Genomic DNA, 13,954 nt, shown 5'->3' with positions numbered 1-13,954 from the left:
GCGCACCCGGGGGTCAGGGGAAGCCGGCAATTATAGCGGTCAGGCGGTTTGGCCTCCCAAACTGGAGGCGGGGTCACACAAGCAGTGGTTCAGTGGCTCCGGGCAGCGGCCGATACTGTGCATGGAGGCGGGTAGTGGGCCTGCGGAACCTGAGGGAGATCGAAGTTGCGCATCCTGGTGGTGGGAGAAGAGGGCAGCCATGCTGCCGAGCTGGAACAGACGCTGGCCGATTTCGATCTGTCATGGCAGGTGCGCTGGGTGCAGCAGGCGGGTGCGGTCGCCGCGGCGGCCGCCGATGGCTTCGACGTGCTGGCCTGCGAACTGGAGGGCGGACCCCAGCCGGGGCCGTTGTTGCTGTCCCAGCTTCGCGCCCAGCACCCCGATGCCGTCAGGATCCTGCTGCTGGAGGAGGGCCAGGACGCCGACGCGTTGCAGGCCCTGGATTGCGCTCACCGCCTGCTTCGCAAGCCGCTCGACGCCGGCGAGCTGATCGAGGCGGTGGAGAGCGTGATCGAGCTGCGCGAACTGCTCGACAACGAAGCGCTCAACCAGGCGATCGGCCGGATCGGATCGCTGCCGCCGCCGCCCAAGCTGTACATCGACCTGACGCAGCTGATGAGGGATGCCGACACCACCAGCAATGACGTGGCGGAGCTGCTGGGGCAGGACCCTGTGCTGGCGGCGAAGGTGCTGCGCCTGTGCAACTCGGCGTACTTTTCCGCCGGGCGGGTGGTGACGGATATCCGTGCCGCCGTGACCAGGCTGGGGCTCCAGAACATCCAGCGGCTGGTGCTGGCCACGGAAGCGTTCGCGGCCGACACCGAGGTGGAAGGCGTGGACCGCGAGGCGATGCAGGAGCGCGCGCTGAAGACTTCGCGCCTTGCCGCGCAGCTGCTGGGCGGTCCCAGCGCCGAGCTGGCCGCCACCGCCGGGCTGCTCGCCGAGGTCGGCAAGCTGCTTCCGGGCGTGCGCTTCAAACTTCCCGACGGCACCGTGCAGAACCCGGAAGGGCCCCATTACGCGGAAGCGGGAGCGTACCTGCTCGGACTGTGGGGGCTGCCGATGCCGATCGTCGAAGCGGTGGCGAACCACCACCGGCCGGGACGCATGCGGACCACGGGCTTCTGGGTGGCGGGCGCGGTGCATGTCGCTTCCGCCCTGCTGTCGGGTGATGACGTGGACGAACACTATCTGCGCGCAGTGGGACAACTCGACAAGCTGCCGAAGTGGCGCTCGCTCAGCGAGCAGTTGCTGGACGCTGCCTGAGCGTTCGCCGGGAGGGCATCACCGGTTCGGCGCGAAGCCGGTCGCTTCACCCGCGTCCGGCAGGTGCTCCATCCGGAAGGGCAGCGACACCAGGCGCATCCCACGGTTGACCTGCACCGCGAAGTGCAGGTGGGGCCCGCTGGCGAAACCCGTTGCACCGGACAGGCCGAGCGGCTGTCCCACTTCGACATGCTGGCCGACCCGCACCAGTACTCCACCGGGCTGGAGGTGGGCGTACAGCGCCATGGTGCCGTCATCGTGCAGCACCCTGACGAAGTTGGCACGGCCAGCCAGAGCGGCCCGATCCAGACCGCCGTGTTCGAAGCCCGCTTCCGCCTGCATCACGACGCCGGCCCGCGCGGCCAGCACCGTCGTACCGCTGGGAACGGCGAAATCCACCGCATAGCGGTTCTCCGGATCCTGGTGGCTGAAACCCCCGCCGAAACCCTGTTCAACGCGCGCATCGCCCGCCACCGGCATCCGATATTGCACGTCGCGTGGGGAGGCACTGGGATGGCCGGGCAGGCTGTCGATGCGCAACTGGAACTTGAAAGGTCGTCCGGGGTCGGCCGCGGACAGCACCGCCACCAGGCCGCTGGCGCTTGCCGCCACGGTTGCGCGCGCTGGCAGGGCGGGGTCGCTGTGGACGTTGTCGTGGTGCTCGAAATGGAGCATCACCTCGATCGGCCCGGCCAGCCGGTTGTCGGCCCAGACGAACAAGCCGCGCCCGGTGTCCTCCACCCGCAGTGCGGCGACCGGGGGCGGATCCTCCGTGGCCGGTATCACGAGCCTCTCCGCGGAGGTACCGGGCGGCAGCTGGTCGCCGTAGTGGGTGACGCCCTCCGCGTCCTTCCACCGATAGACCTGTCCCGCCTGTACCGGCATGCAGCAGGCCAGTAGCCACAGCGCCACCACCAGGACAGCCCGGACCGCCATGCTCAGCCGCCACACTCCGGCGACAGCCCGAGCGCGCGGGCGACCTCGCCCAGGTCGAAGGCGACCACGGCCTGGTCATCGTGCACCGCGAACAGGGCACCTGCGGGGAAAGTCGGCGTGGCCGCCGCGTGCAGTGCCACGCCATCGGTGAAGGCCGTGAGCGTGCCGTGGAAACTGCCGGCCGCGCGCAAGGTCTCCCGGTCGAACAGGTGGAAACGCGTCAACGGCGCCAGCTGGTCCACCGCGACCCAATAGCCACTGGAAGGGCCGCACGGCCACAGCACCACGCCCTCGGCCTCCGCGGCGAAGGTCTCCGGCGGCAGGCTGGTGCCGGTGGGCACTCCGGCCAGGGTGTATTCGCGGAGGGTCGAGAAGGAGGTGCCGTCGGCACGCGGCACGCGCTCATCGGCGATCAGCAGCCGGTCGTGGGCGGTGTCGCCGGCGATGGACTCGACCACGTGCAGCGCATCCTCCGTTCCGGTGGCCCCGAAGTGGCCGGCGTGGTGCGCGCGCAGGCGCCCCGCCTGGTCGAAAGCGATCCGGAAACGTCGTACCCGCTGGTCGAGCTCATCCAGCGGCGGTACCCGCTCATGGCGGTCGCCGTACATGAAACTGTCGGTGACGTAGACCGCCATCTCGCCCGGCTCGGTCTCGTGCACCCAGAGACCGTACGGGCTGCGAAGCTGCGCTTCCCCGAAGCTCCCCAACGGCTCGAACCCCGGCAACGACAGGACCTGCACCCGGGCATTGTCGCGCTCCACCACGAACAGCAGGTCGCCATGCACCGCCAGTCCGTTGGGGCGGTCGAAGCGGCCGTGGCCGGACCCTGGGCCGCCAACCACTCGCAGTCTCTCGCCGCTGTCCGCGTCGAACACCACCAGGCGATCGGTCGCTTTCGCGCTGGCGATCAGCCAGGTGCCGCCCTCGGGGCGGGGCCATGTCGCAAGGGAGTCGAGTTCGTCGCTGCCGTCCGCTTCGGATAGGTAGCGCTCGGCGACCGCAAGGGCGCCGCTGTCGCCGGATCCGCCCGCCGGGGAGGTGCGGGAAGGCACGGTTGTGGTGGTTTCGGAGAGCCCGGCACACGCGGGAAGCAGTGCGATGGCCAGTGCGGCAAGCGGGAGGCGAGGATTCATCCGTGCAGTCTAGTGCGGCCCCGGCAATCCGGCCTTGCCGGGATCAATCAATCGCTTTATCCGCATCAAGCGATTGACACCACCGGAAAGGCTCGTGCAGACTGCGGCCATCCATCGAGACCGGCTGAGGGACAGGCCCTTTGAAGCCGGGGCAACCCAGCACCGCGCAAGCGGTGCGAAGGTGCCAATTCCTGCGGATGACCGGTGCGCCGGTCTCCGGAAGATGGGTGTCCGTGCGCGCTCCAGGCGTGCGTGCGCATCCGTTGGCTCGATGGCTCCCGCCACTACCGGACGCCCGACATGAGCCTTCAGATTCCCTCCCCCACCTGCCACACCCCCGCCGGCATCGTGCTCGACGGCTTTGTCGACAGCGACGTGCCCGCTTCCCCCACCGGCGTCAGCATCGATCCGGAGCCGGCGGAGGCGGACGCACGACGCGGCGTGATGGACCTGACGCTGACCCTGCGCCATGGCGGCAGCCGCACCCTGGCGCTGCACTACGAGTTCATCGGGACCTTGTCCGCACCGGTCGTCCTCGTCGCCGGCGGCATCTCCGCAGACCGCCACGTGGCCGGTTCCCGTGCGTTCCCACAGGCCGGCTGGTGGGATGCCCAATGCGGCCCGGGGCGCGCGCTGGATCCACGGCATCGTTGCGTGCTGTCTTTCGACTGGATCGGAAGCGATGGGTCACTCGACCTGCCGATCGACCCGGCGGACCAGGCCGAGGCGGTCGCCGCCTTGCTTGACCACCTCGGCGTGCACCGGCTGGACGCGTTCGTCGGGTGTTCGTATGGAGCGATGGTAGGCCTTCAGTTCGCAGCGCTGCACCCGGCGCGGCTGCGGCGCCTGGTCGCGATCAGCGGCTGCCACCGGCCACATCCCTACGCGAGCGCGGCGCGCGCTTTGCAGCGAAGGGCGGTGGCGCTGGGTGCCCTGCAGTGCGACGGTTCGCACGGGCTGGCGCTCGCGCGGCAACTGGCGATGCTCGGCTACCGCACCCCCGAGGAGTTCCAGCTGCGGTTCGGCGGCGCGACCGTGGTCAACGGTGCGGTGCGGGTCGACGCCGAGGACTACCTCGACCACTGCGGCGCCATCTATGCCGACAAGGTCCATCCGGTCGCCTTCACCCGCCTGTCGGAGTCCATCGACCTGCAGGACGTGGATCCCCGACAGATCGACGTTCCGGTGACGGTGGTGGCGGTGGCGGATGACCGGATCGTGCCGCTCGCCGATGCCTGCGAGCTGGTGGAGGACCTGCCATCGGGCGCCCGCCTGCGGATCCTGCATTCGCGCTTCGGCCACGACGCGTTCCTGAAGGAACATGCCGCCGTCGCCGACGTGCTCGTGGAGTCGCTGGCCGGCGCACCGGGCGCGGAGGAGGTGGCATGAGCGCTGTCGTCCCTCCCGTGAGCCGCGCCGACCGGGATCCCCGTGCCGGTCACCCGCCCGCTGCCGATCGGCATCGATCCACCGTCGCGGTGCGCGCCGGTATCGACCGCGACTCCGCTTTCGGTGCGGTCACTCCGCCCCTGGTGCTGTCGTCCAACTTCAGCTTCGCCGGCTTCGACCGGAAGCGGACCTACGACTACACCCGCAGCGGCAACCCCACCCGAGACCTGCTGGCGGAGGCGCTGGCCGAACTGGAGGGCGGATGCGGCGGCGTAGTGACCGCCACCGGCATGGCGGCGATCTCCCTCGTGCTGCATGCACTGCTGCAACCGGGGGACCGCCTGGTCGTCCCGCACGATGGCTATGGCGGAAGCTGGCGCCTGTTCAATGCGCTGGCCGCCAAGGGTGCGTTCGAGCTGGACACCGTCGACCTGACCGATCCCGATGCGCTGGCTGGAGCGCTGGCGCGGCGCCCCGCGGTGGTGTGGATCGAGACGCCCTCCAATCCACTGCTCCGCATCACCGACCTGCACGCCGTCATCCAGGCCACGCACGCGGCCGGTGCCGTTGCCGTGGTCGACAACACGTTCCTGTCGCCGGCCTTGCAGCAGCCGATCACGTTCGGTGCCGACGTGGTGGTGCACTCCACCACCAAGTACATCAACGGCCACAGCGACGTGGTGGGCGGAGCGGTGGTGGCGCGGCGGCCCGAACTGCAAGAGCGGTTGGGCTGGTGGGCGAACTGCCTGGGTATCACCGGCGCGCCGTTCGACAGCTTCATGACCCTGCGTGGGCTGCGTACGCTCGACGCCCGGTTGCGCGTGCACCAGGAGAACACGTTGGCGATCACCGGGCTGCTCGACGGGCATCCGGCGGTGCGTGCCCTGCATTATCCAGGGCTGCCCGACCACCCCGGACACGTCATCGCGGCGCGCCAGCAGAGCGGCTTCGGCGCGATGCTGAGCGTGGAGATCGACGGTGGCGAGCGGGCGGTCCGTGCCTTCCTGGACGGCCTGCGCTGCTTCACCCTGGCCGAGTCGCTGGGAGGCGTGGAAAGCCTGGTGGCGCACCCGGCGACCATGACCCATGCCGCGATGTCACCGGATGCGCGGGCCGCAGCCGGCATCGGCGATGGCCTGCTGCGGTTGTCGGTTGGCATCGAGCATGTATCGGACCTGCTCGATGACCTGTCCGATGCGCTTCAGCGCGCCGCGATGGCCCGGTCGCGCGTGCCGGGGACACCACGTTGAACGTCGCCGTCCAAGCCGTGCCACGGACATCGAGCGCCGCTGCACCCCCGGCGCGGCTGGCGCTGTTGGGTACCGGCAACGTAGGCGGCGAAGTGCTGGCCCGGCTGGAGCAACTCGGGCGGGTACCCGGAGGTGGGTGGTCGCTCGTCCATGTCCGCAATTCGCGGGCGTGCATCAGCGACCGCGCCGGACTGCGGCCGACCGACGCAGGCGAACGGGTTCGGGGGCAGGCGATCGCGGCGGGCGCACTGCCGGAGGTACCGGAAGCGCTCGGGCACGACGGGTTGCGCATCATCATCGATGCAACCGCCAGCGACGCGATCGCGGCCCGGCACGCGGAGTGGCTTGCCGCGGGCATCCACGTGGTCACCGCGTGCAAGCTGGGGCAGGGCACCTCGCTGGAGCGCTGGCGGTCGATCCGCGCGGCGGCCGATCGCGGCGGCGCGGTCTATGGAGACGCAGCGACCGTCGGTGCGGGCTTGCCATTGATCCGCAGCATCCGGGAGCTCGTCGCAGGTGGCGACCGCATCCTTGGCATCGCCGGCGTGCTGTCGGGTTCCCTCGCCTGGCTGTTCAACCATTACGACGGGCTGCGCCCCTTTTCCGGATTCGTCCGCCAGGCGCGGCACGCCGGCTACACCGAGCCGGACCCGCGGGAGGACCTCTCCGGCGAGGACGTGAGGCGGAAAATCCTGATCCTCGCCCGCAGCGCCGGCCACGAGTTGGAGGAGCACGACGTCCGGGTGGAGTCGCTGGTGCCGCAGGCGCTGGCGCGACTTGCACAGGGCGAGGTCGACGCATCGCTGGCGATGCTCGATGGGGACATGCGTGCGCGATTCGCCGATGCGCGCAAAAGCGGCTGCAGCCTGCGCTTCGTGGCGCGCTTGGATCAAAGCTGTGCCCGCGTCGGACTGGAGGCGCTGGCCGCGGACGATCCGCTTGCTGCCGGAGCCGGCACCGACAACCGGCTGGCCATCGAGGCCGACCGTTACCGGGGGCAGCCCCTGGTGATCCAGGGTCCGGGCGCGGGCGCGGCGGTCACGGCGGCGGCCCTGGTCGACGACATGCTCCGCATCATCCGCGGACCGGCATCGCACCATTGAAGAAAACCGCGGGGGTCAGCCGATATCCGGCGGATCCATGCTGCCCAGCACCTGCAGCCGCCCCTCGGCCAACAGCGGCTCCGGCCCGCCCTGCAGGTCGCGCAGCAGCGTGTCCGCATTGGTTTTCGCGGTCGGGCGGAACGCCGCCCAGCCATCGCGCCCGCGGGTCTTGACGTAGTAGAGCGCCTTGTCCGCAAGGTCCACCATCATTTCCCAGCTCGGCCTTTGTCCCTGGCCCTGGCCACGGAACAGCGGGTATTCGGCCAGGCCCACCGAGCAGGTCAGCCGCAGCGTGCGGTCGCCGCCGATCTCGAAGACGTGGTTGGCCGCGGCTGCGCGGATGCGTTCGCCGAGCGTCGCCAGGTGCTCGGGTGGCATCGGCCGGAACACCAGCAGGAACTCCTCGCCACCCCAGCGCACCACGTAGTCGCCGGTCCGCACCAGCCCGGTCAGCACCTGCGCGAACTGTTGCAGGACGCGATCGCCGACGTGGTGGCCATGCTCGTCGTTGACCGGCTTGAAATGGTCGATGTCGACCAGGGCGAACACCATGACCTCCCCGCGGTCGCCGTTCTGCGCGGTCTCGCGGTCGTAGAAGGCCAGGTCCACCGGCAGTTGGCTGGCCATGTAGCGGCGGTTGCGCAGGCCGGTCAACGGATCGGTCTGGCTGGCCTCCTGCAGGCGCGCGTTGGCCGCGGCCAGGGCACGGGTGCGCTGCTGCACCAGTTGCTCGAGTGCCTCGCGCTGCAAACGGTATCGCCGCTGCAGGTAGCGATAGGCACCATAGGCGAGCAGGAGTGCGAGCAGCACCAGCAGCAGGGCGAACACCAGGGTCTCGTGGAAGCGGGGCAGGATGCCGAAGGACAGGCTGGCAACGTCGGCCGCGGCGATGCCGGCATCGTTGCGACCACGCACCTCGAGCACGTAGTCCCCGGGCGGTAGATTGGTGAAGCGGGTGCTCCGGTTGAGCGGATCCACCGCACGCCACGCGTCGTCGTACCCCACCAGGCGGTATTCCAGCTGCGTGCTCTTGGGGTCGCGGAAGCTGAGCACGGTGAATTCGAAGGCCAGGTCGCGCTCATTGGCCTCGAACTCGTGGCCTTCCAGGGTGGAGGCCGGGTGCCATTGCTCGCCAACCTGCACGCGCTCGATCGCCATCTGCGGCGGCACGGTGTTGGTTTCGATGGACGCCTCCTCCATCGCCACCACGCCGTCGCGCGTGGGCAGCCACAGGGTGCCATCGCGAACGAATCCCTTGGAGTTGCCCGCGCCGTTGCAGCAATAGCCCTGCTGGCCACTCATCGGATCGCCGCGCTCGTTGAGCAACATCTCGCCGCGCACCTTGTCGATGCGTCCCGTGGCCAGCGCCGCGAGGTCCTGCGCGGGAACCCGGCTGATCCCGCGGATGCCCGCCACCCACAGGTAGCCGCTGTCCTCGCTCATGAAGAACGGAGAGTTGGCGGGCATGCCCACCGATTCGTCCAGCCGGACCCAACGTCCGTCATGCTGGAAATAGATGCGGTCGGCCAGGGTGCCGACGACCAGCGAGCCATCGTCGCGTTCGAGGATCGCGGTGATGTCCTGGCCCGGCGGCAAACCGGTATCCCGGCCCCGCTCCACGAACCTGCCGCCGCGCAGGCTGAACAGCCCGCCCTGGGTGCCGGCGTGGACGGTGCCGTCCGCGCCTCGCAGGAAAAAGCGCACGCGCGGGTCGGCCAGGCCTTCGGGCTCGCCGTAGGCTACGAACCTGCCGTCGATCTCGGTGAAGAGCCCGCGGGTGGTGGCGACCCAGAGCCGGCCGTCGTCGTCGCGGACGATGCCGTTGATCTGCGTATCCGCCATTGGCGCAAGCAGCGGCGGCTGCTGCACCTGCCCGGCGCGTGGACCACGGTGGTCGACGAACACCAGCCCGTGCCGGGTGCCGATCCATAGACGGTCTTCCTCGGCCAGCAGGTTGTAACCCTGGGGATGGGGCAGGGCGCTGCCGGGGACCGACAGGTTGAAGCGCCCGTCCTCCAGGATGCTGACGCCGTCGTTGCCGCCAACCCAGGCGCGCTGGCCGTCGGGATCGGGTGCGACCGACCAGACGATCGGATCGTTGAGCCCTTCGGCCGAGCTGTAGCGGCGGGTCCAGCTGTCGGAAAAGCGGACCAGGCCGTCCCACTGGCTGCCCAGCCACAGGTTTCCTTCGCGGTCTTCGTAGGCCGAGCGCAATCCCGCCAGGGCGCCCGGGTCACCGGGCGCGATCGACTCCACCAGCTGCCGCTCGCGGATCCGGATGAGGCCGCTGTCACCGCCGGCCCAGAGGTTGCCGTCGCGGTCGGTGAAGAGCATCTCCACCGGCGTGTCCCGTAGCGGCGACGGCGAATCGAACGCCACCCAGCCGCTGTCTTCCAATGTGAACAGACCCACGCCAGTGGCTGCCCAAAGGCGTCCCTGCGCATAGACCAGCCGCCGCACCGCCGAATCCACGCCGGCCGGCAGCGGCCGGTCTGTCCAGCGGCCGCCGGACAACCGGCGCACCCCGCCCTGGACGCCGACCCAGAGGTCGGAGTCGTGGGCCAGCAGCGAGAATGTCGCAGCGGAAGATTCTTCGACCAGGTGCAAACGTTCGTTGCGCAGCTGGAACAGCCCCGAGGTGGTGGCCACCCACAGGTTGCCGGCCGCATCGTCGGTGATGTCGTAGATGTCGAGCGACGGCCAGGCGGCGGGATCGGCTGCCAGAACGGCCTTCAGGCCAGTACCGTCGTGTACGGCCGCGCCCTTGTAGCTGCCGACCCAGACCCGCCCGTCGCGCGCGGTGTGCAGGGCCCGGATCCATGCGCCCGGCAACTGGTCGTTGTTGTCGGGGGTGAAGGAGGTGAAGCGGACGCCGTCGAAGCGGGCCAGCCCGGCCTGCGTGCCCACCCACAGGTAGCCATCGCCGCCCTGGGTGATCGCCTGCACGCTGATCTGCGGCAGGCCATGCTGGATGGAGCGGTCGGTGCGGACGTAGTGGTGGAATGCCTTGTCAGGCTCCAGGGCGTGGGCAGCCCACGGCCACAGGGCGCAGGACAGGACCAGCAGGGCGGCAAGGATTCGCAATGGGGGCTCCGGGTTTCGCTCGATCCCCCCTGCCCGTGCAACTACCGTGCCACAAAACCGTCAACATTCAATGACGTTGACCGCCAGCCCACCCCGGCTGGTCTCCTTGTACTTGTCCTTCATGTCGTTGCCGGTGTCGCGCATGGTCTTGATGACCTTGTCCAGGCTGACCTTGTGCTTGCCATCGCCCCGCATGGCCATCCGGCTGGCGTTGATGGCCTTGACCGAGCCCATGGCGTTACGCTCGATGCACGGGATCTGCACCAGTCCGCCGATCGGGTCGCAGGTCAGCCCCAGGTTGTGCTCCATGCCGATCTCGGCGGCGTTCTCGATCCGGCTAGGGCTGCCGCCCAGTGCCGCGGTGAGCCCGGCGGCCGCCATCGAGCAGGCCACGCCCACCTCGCCCTGGCAGCCGACCTCGGCGCCGGAGATGCTGGCGTTCTCCTTGTAGAGGATCCCGACCGCGGCGGCTGTCAGCAGGAAGTCGCGCACGCCCTGCGCGCTCGCGCCGGGGATGAAGCGGTCGTAGTAGTGCAGCACCGCCGGGATGATGCCGGCCGCGCCATTGGTCGGAGCCGTCACCACGCGTCCGCCGGCCGCGTTTTCCTCGTTCACCGCCAGTGCGAACAGGTTGACCCAGTCCAGCATGGTCAGCGGGTCCTCGGCGCCGGGGCGCTCCACCAGTTCGGCGTGCAACAAGGGCGCGCGGCGGGTCACGTGCAGGCCCCCGGGCAGCGTGCCGCCGGACTGGATGCCACGCTCGACGCACTGCTTCATCGCCACCCAGATCTCATCCAGTCCGGCGTCGATCTGTTCGCGGGTGCGCCAGACCTGTTCGTTGGCGTACATCAGCTCGGCGATGGTGATGCCGTGGTCGGCCACCTGGCGCAGCAGTTCATCGCCCGACATGAAGGGGTAGGGCACCTCGGTGGTGTCGGCGACGATCCGGTCCTCGGCGGCCTCGTCCTGGTTGACCACGAAGCCGCCGCCGACGGAGTAGTAGTCGCGCGTAGCGACCACTTCGCCCGCGGCATCGAAAGCGGTGAAGCGCATGCCGTTGGTGTGGAACGGCAGTTTCTGGCGCTTGTTCATGATGAGGTCGTGCTTCTCGTCGAAGCCGATCTCGTGGCGTCCCAGCAGGCGGATGCGTTTCTCCGAGCGGATTCGCTCCAGCGACGCCGGGATGATGTCGGGGTCGATCCGGTCCGGCCAATGGCCTTCCAGCCCCATCAGCACAGCCTTGTCGGTGCCGTGCCCGCGGCCGGTCAAGGCCAGCGAGCCGAACACCTCCGCGCGGACACGGGTGGTACAGGCCAGGTCGCTGCCATTGCCGTCGCCGCCCTCCACCAGCCAGCGCTCGACGAAGCGCGCGGCCGCACGCATCGGCCCCACGGTATGAGAGGAACTCGGCCCGATGCCGATCTTGAACAGGTCGAAACAACTCACGGCCACCAGGCACGACTCCCACCGACCGTGTCGGCTATTGATGATCTGCGCGCGGGCCCGCGCGGCTGCGGCGTATTCTACGGGGCCACGCGTTCGCCTTCAGGGCTTTTGCAGCACATGGATGAACCCGCCATCAACGCCGTCGGCGACAGCCGCCTGGTCCTGTTCCAGCGTGACGATTGCCACCTGTGCGACCTGGCCCTGGAGGTGCTGGCCGAGGTGCGCACGCCGGAGTTCGAGAGCGTGTTCATCGACGGCGACGAGGCGCTTGAGGAGCGCTATGGCATCCGGGTGCCGGTGCTGAGCGACCCGACGCTCGGCCTCGAGCTGGATTGGCCCTTCGATGCCGCGGCGGTTCGTGGATTCATCTCGAAGCGCAGCTGAGTCGCGCGCTGCCGCGCCCGGGAGCAGGCGCTACTTGGGGCGCAGGTTGACGCGGGTGCTGACGGCCACCGGATCGGGAATGAGCGACACGTCGGCCCAGTCGCCACCGCCAACATTGAAGCGCAGCCGCTGCACGGTTGCCTTGCCCTCCAGCACCGGGGTCGCGCCGTCCGTCCAGTTGAAGGTGAGCGTCACCGGCTCGCTGACCCCGCGCAGCGTCAGCATGCCGTCGGTGGCGTAGCGGCCATCGCCCAGGTCGCGGAAGCCACTTGCGGTGTATCGCGCCTGCGGGAATCTTTCGCTGTCGAAGAAGTCCGGCCCCTGCAGGGTCTCGTCGCGGTCCGGGTTGGCGGTGCTGGCGCTGGCAAGCGGGATGACCACGTCCAGCTTTCCATCGGCAGGGCGAGCCGGGTCGAAGCTGACCGTCGTGGTGAACCGGCCGAAGTGGCCGCTGAAGACTTCGCCCTCGTAGCTGGTGGCGAACGCGAGGGTGGAACCCGGCGCCTGCACGTAATCGGCGGCATGGACGTGCGACATCGCCAGCGCAAGCAGGCACGCGGACAGGGGCAGGACAGGCTTCATGGCACATCTCCGGAAGTGCGGCCGCGGCCGGGCAGCATGCGCCGCAGCGTCGCGTCCTGCAGGAACACATGGTGGTAGAGCGCCGCGGCCACGTGCGCGGTGACCAGCAGAACGAGGACCCAGAACAGCCACTCGTGGGCGCTGATCGCCAGTTCCGCCAGGTCCTGGTCGGGCGAGGTGAGCTTGGGCATTCGCACCACGCCGAACCAGCGCAAGGGCCGCAGACCGTTCGCCGAATCGTACAGCCAGCCTGACAGCGGCATGGCGAAGATCATCGCGTAGAGCAGCGCGTGCGTGGTCGAGGCGATCCTCGCCTGCCAGCGCGGCGTGCCCGGCAGCGGCCGCGGTGCCCCCGCGAACCAGCGCCAGCCCAGTCGCAGCGCCGCGAGCAGCAGCAGGGTCAGTCCCAGTGATTTGTGCAGGTCATACACCCAGAACGAAGAGGGCGACCGCGGCAGGCTGTCCAGCAATAGCCCGATGGTGGCGACGGCGACGAGCAGCAGGACGATCAACCAGTGCAGCAGTTGGCTGACAGGGCCCCAGCGGTCGCCCGGGTTCTTCAGGCTCATGGGTCTGGCGTCGCCTCTGGTGGTGTGGGTTCGTCCGACCGCATGCCGGACTCCACGTCGGTGGGCTGTTCGGCAGTCGGCACATCGGCTTCGGGAGCGCCGGGTTCGGGAGCACCGGGTTCGGAAGCATCAGGTTCGAAAGCCGCTGCCGCGCCCCGGCTCCGCACCGCTTCGGCCTCGATGCGCAGCTCGACCTCGTCGCCGATCATCGAGCCCCACCCGTCCACGCCGTGGTCGCTGCGGCTGAGCACGCCGGCGGCGGAGAAGCCGGCAGTGCGGCGGAACGGCGGCATCGGATGGCGGCGCACATCGTTGACCTTCACCTCCAGGCACAGCGGCGCCGAGATGCCGCGAAGCGTGAGTTCGCCACACAGGGTCGCGCTCGAGTCGTCGTGGGGCTGGACGGTGCTGGATCGGAACTCAGCCCGCGGGTGATCGACGGCGTCGAGCAGGCGGCTGCCGAGCGCCGCGCGGTTCCAGGCATCGTCTCCCAGGTCCAGCCGGTCCAGCGGCACCGACACTTCGAGCCGTGCCGAGGAGAGGTCTTCCGGGTCGAACAGCAAAGTGCCTTCGCTGCCCGAGATCGTGCCGATGGCGTTGGAGAAGCCTGCGTGGGAGACGGCGAACATCACCCGCGTATGCACCGGATCCAGCCGCCACGCCACCGGATCGCCGGCCACGGCAGGCGCGCAGGGCGATGCCAGCAGCATGGCCGCCAGCACGGTGGGCCAGGCGAACCGATGGCTGGCGAAGGAGCGTGAACGGTCAGCGGTCATCGGGTCGATTCTAGGCCCATCCGTGCCGGTTACGGC

12 protein-coding genes and 1 riboswitch are annotated in these 13,954 nt (G+C 69.4%); of the genes, 5 read left to right on the top strand and 7 right to left on the bottom strand.

Going from position 1 to position 13,954, the window contains the following annotated elements; translation table 11 throughout:
• Window positions 1-165 precede the first annotated feature (165 nt).
• Window positions 166-1,266, top strand: a complete 1,101-nt coding sequence (locus tag B5D37_RS10385; protein WP_078758669.1) for an HDOD domain-containing protein — start codon at window positions 166-168, stop codon at window positions 1,264-1,266.
• An 18-nt stretch (window positions 1,267-1,284) separates the two neighbouring features.
• Here B5D37_RS10385 and B5D37_RS10380 read toward each other — a convergent pair whose 3' ends face one another.
• Both B5D37_RS10380 and B5D37_RS10375 read right to left on the bottom strand, forming a co-directional pair.
• On the bottom strand, window positions 1,285-2,202 hold the full coding sequence (locus B5D37_RS10380; RefSeq protein WP_078758668.1) for a peptidoglycan DD-metalloendopeptidase family protein: 918 nt from the start codon (window positions 2,200-2,202) through the stop codon (window positions 1,285-1,287).
• A 2-nt stretch (window positions 2,203-2,204) separates the two neighbouring features.
• Window positions 2,205-3,335 (bottom strand): NHL repeat-containing protein, encoded by a 1,131-nt coding sequence (locus tag B5D37_RS10375; RefSeq protein WP_078758667.1) that lies wholly within the window; start codon window positions 3,333-3,335, stop codon window positions 2,205-2,207.
• Window positions 3,336-3,443: 108 nt separating this feature from the next.
• Window positions 3,444-3,565: riboswitch (SAM riboswitch) on the top strand.
• A gap of 70 nt (window positions 3,566-3,635) precedes the next feature.
• Between B5D37_RS10375 and metX the strand changes: the two genes are divergently transcribed.
• From metX to B5D37_RS10360, 3 genes are read left to right on the top strand one after another with little or no spacing between them, the layout of a single operon-like run.
• The gene (gene metX / locus B5D37_RS10370) at window positions 3,636-4,724 is read left to right on the top strand and encodes a homoserine O-succinyltransferase MetX (protein ID WP_078758666.1); all 1,089 of its coding nucleotides are present in this window, start codon (window positions 3,636-3,638) and stop codon (window positions 4,722-4,724) included.
• Entirely contained in the window at window positions 4,721-5,974 is a 1,254-nt protein-coding gene (gene metB, locus B5D37_RS10365; protein ID WP_078758665.1) for a cystathionine gamma-synthase, read from the top strand. The genes metX and metB overlap by 4 nt, the downstream gene beginning before the upstream one ends.
• Window positions 5,971-7,077, top strand: a complete 1,107-nt coding sequence (locus B5D37_RS10360) for a homoserine dehydrogenase family protein (RefSeq protein ID WP_078758664.1) — start codon at window positions 5,971-5,973, stop codon at window positions 7,075-7,077. Before metB ends, B5D37_RS10360 begins: the two co-directional genes overlap by 4 nt.
• Before the next feature lie 15 nt (window positions 7,078-7,092).
• On the opposite strand, the gene B5D37_RS10355 is transcribed toward B5D37_RS10360, so the two are convergent.
• Both B5D37_RS10355 and B5D37_RS10350 read right to left on the bottom strand, forming a co-directional pair.
• Window positions 7,093-10,161 carry a ligand-binding sensor domain-containing diguanylate cyclase gene (locus B5D37_RS10355; RefSeq protein WP_078758663.1) on the bottom strand — a complete coding sequence of 1,023 codons (3,069 nt, stop codon included), beginning with the start codon at window positions 10,159-10,161 and terminating at the stop codon, window positions 7,093-7,095.
• Between the two features lie 60 nt (window positions 10,162-10,221).
• A complete protein-coding gene (locus tag B5D37_RS10350; RefSeq protein ID WP_078758662.1) occupies window positions 10,222-11,613 on the bottom strand; it encodes an L-serine ammonia-lyase in 1,392 nt (463 codons plus the stop codon).
• Between the two features lie 111 nt (window positions 11,614-11,724).
• On the opposite strand from B5D37_RS10350, the gene B5D37_RS10345 reads away from it, so the two are divergent.
• The gene (locus B5D37_RS10345) at window positions 11,725-11,991 is read left to right on the top strand and encodes a glutaredoxin family protein (protein ID WP_078758661.1); all 267 of its coding nucleotides are present in this window, start codon (window positions 11,725-11,727) and stop codon (window positions 11,989-11,991) included.
• Window positions 11,992-12,021: 30 nt separating this feature from the next.
• Here B5D37_RS10345 and B5D37_RS10340 read toward each other — a convergent pair whose 3' ends face one another.
• Genes B5D37_RS10340 through B5D37_RS10330 form a run of 3 tightly spaced genes read right to left on the bottom strand, consistent with a single transcriptional unit; the run spans window position 12,022 to window position 13,852 of the window.
• On the bottom strand, window positions 12,022-12,573 hold the full coding sequence (locus B5D37_RS10340) for a YceI family protein (protein ID WP_078758660.1): 552 nt from the start codon (window positions 12,571-12,573) through the stop codon (window positions 12,022-12,024).
• Window positions 12,570-13,142 (bottom strand): cytochrome b, encoded by a 573-nt coding sequence (locus tag B5D37_RS10335; RefSeq protein ID WP_078758659.1) that lies wholly within the window; start codon window positions 13,140-13,142, stop codon window positions 12,570-12,572. Before B5D37_RS10335 ends, B5D37_RS10340 begins: the two co-directional genes overlap by 4 nt.
• On the bottom strand, window positions 13,139-13,852 hold the full coding sequence (locus B5D37_RS10330) for a YceI family protein (protein ID WP_143814268.1): 714 nt from the start codon (window positions 13,850-13,852) through the stop codon (window positions 13,139-13,141). The genes B5D37_RS10335 and B5D37_RS10330 overlap by 4 nt, the downstream gene beginning before the upstream one ends.
• Window positions 13,853-13,954: the final 102 nt, after the last annotated feature.

The organism is Lysobacter spongiicola DSM 21749, from assembly GCF_900167055.1.
Classification (GTDB): domain Bacteria; phylum Pseudomonadota; class Gammaproteobacteria; order Xanthomonadales; family Xanthomonadaceae; genus Novilysobacter; species Novilysobacter spongiicola.
The sequence above is the reverse complement of the archived record's forward strand: the minus strand, read 5'-3'. Positions and strand labels throughout refer to the sequence as shown.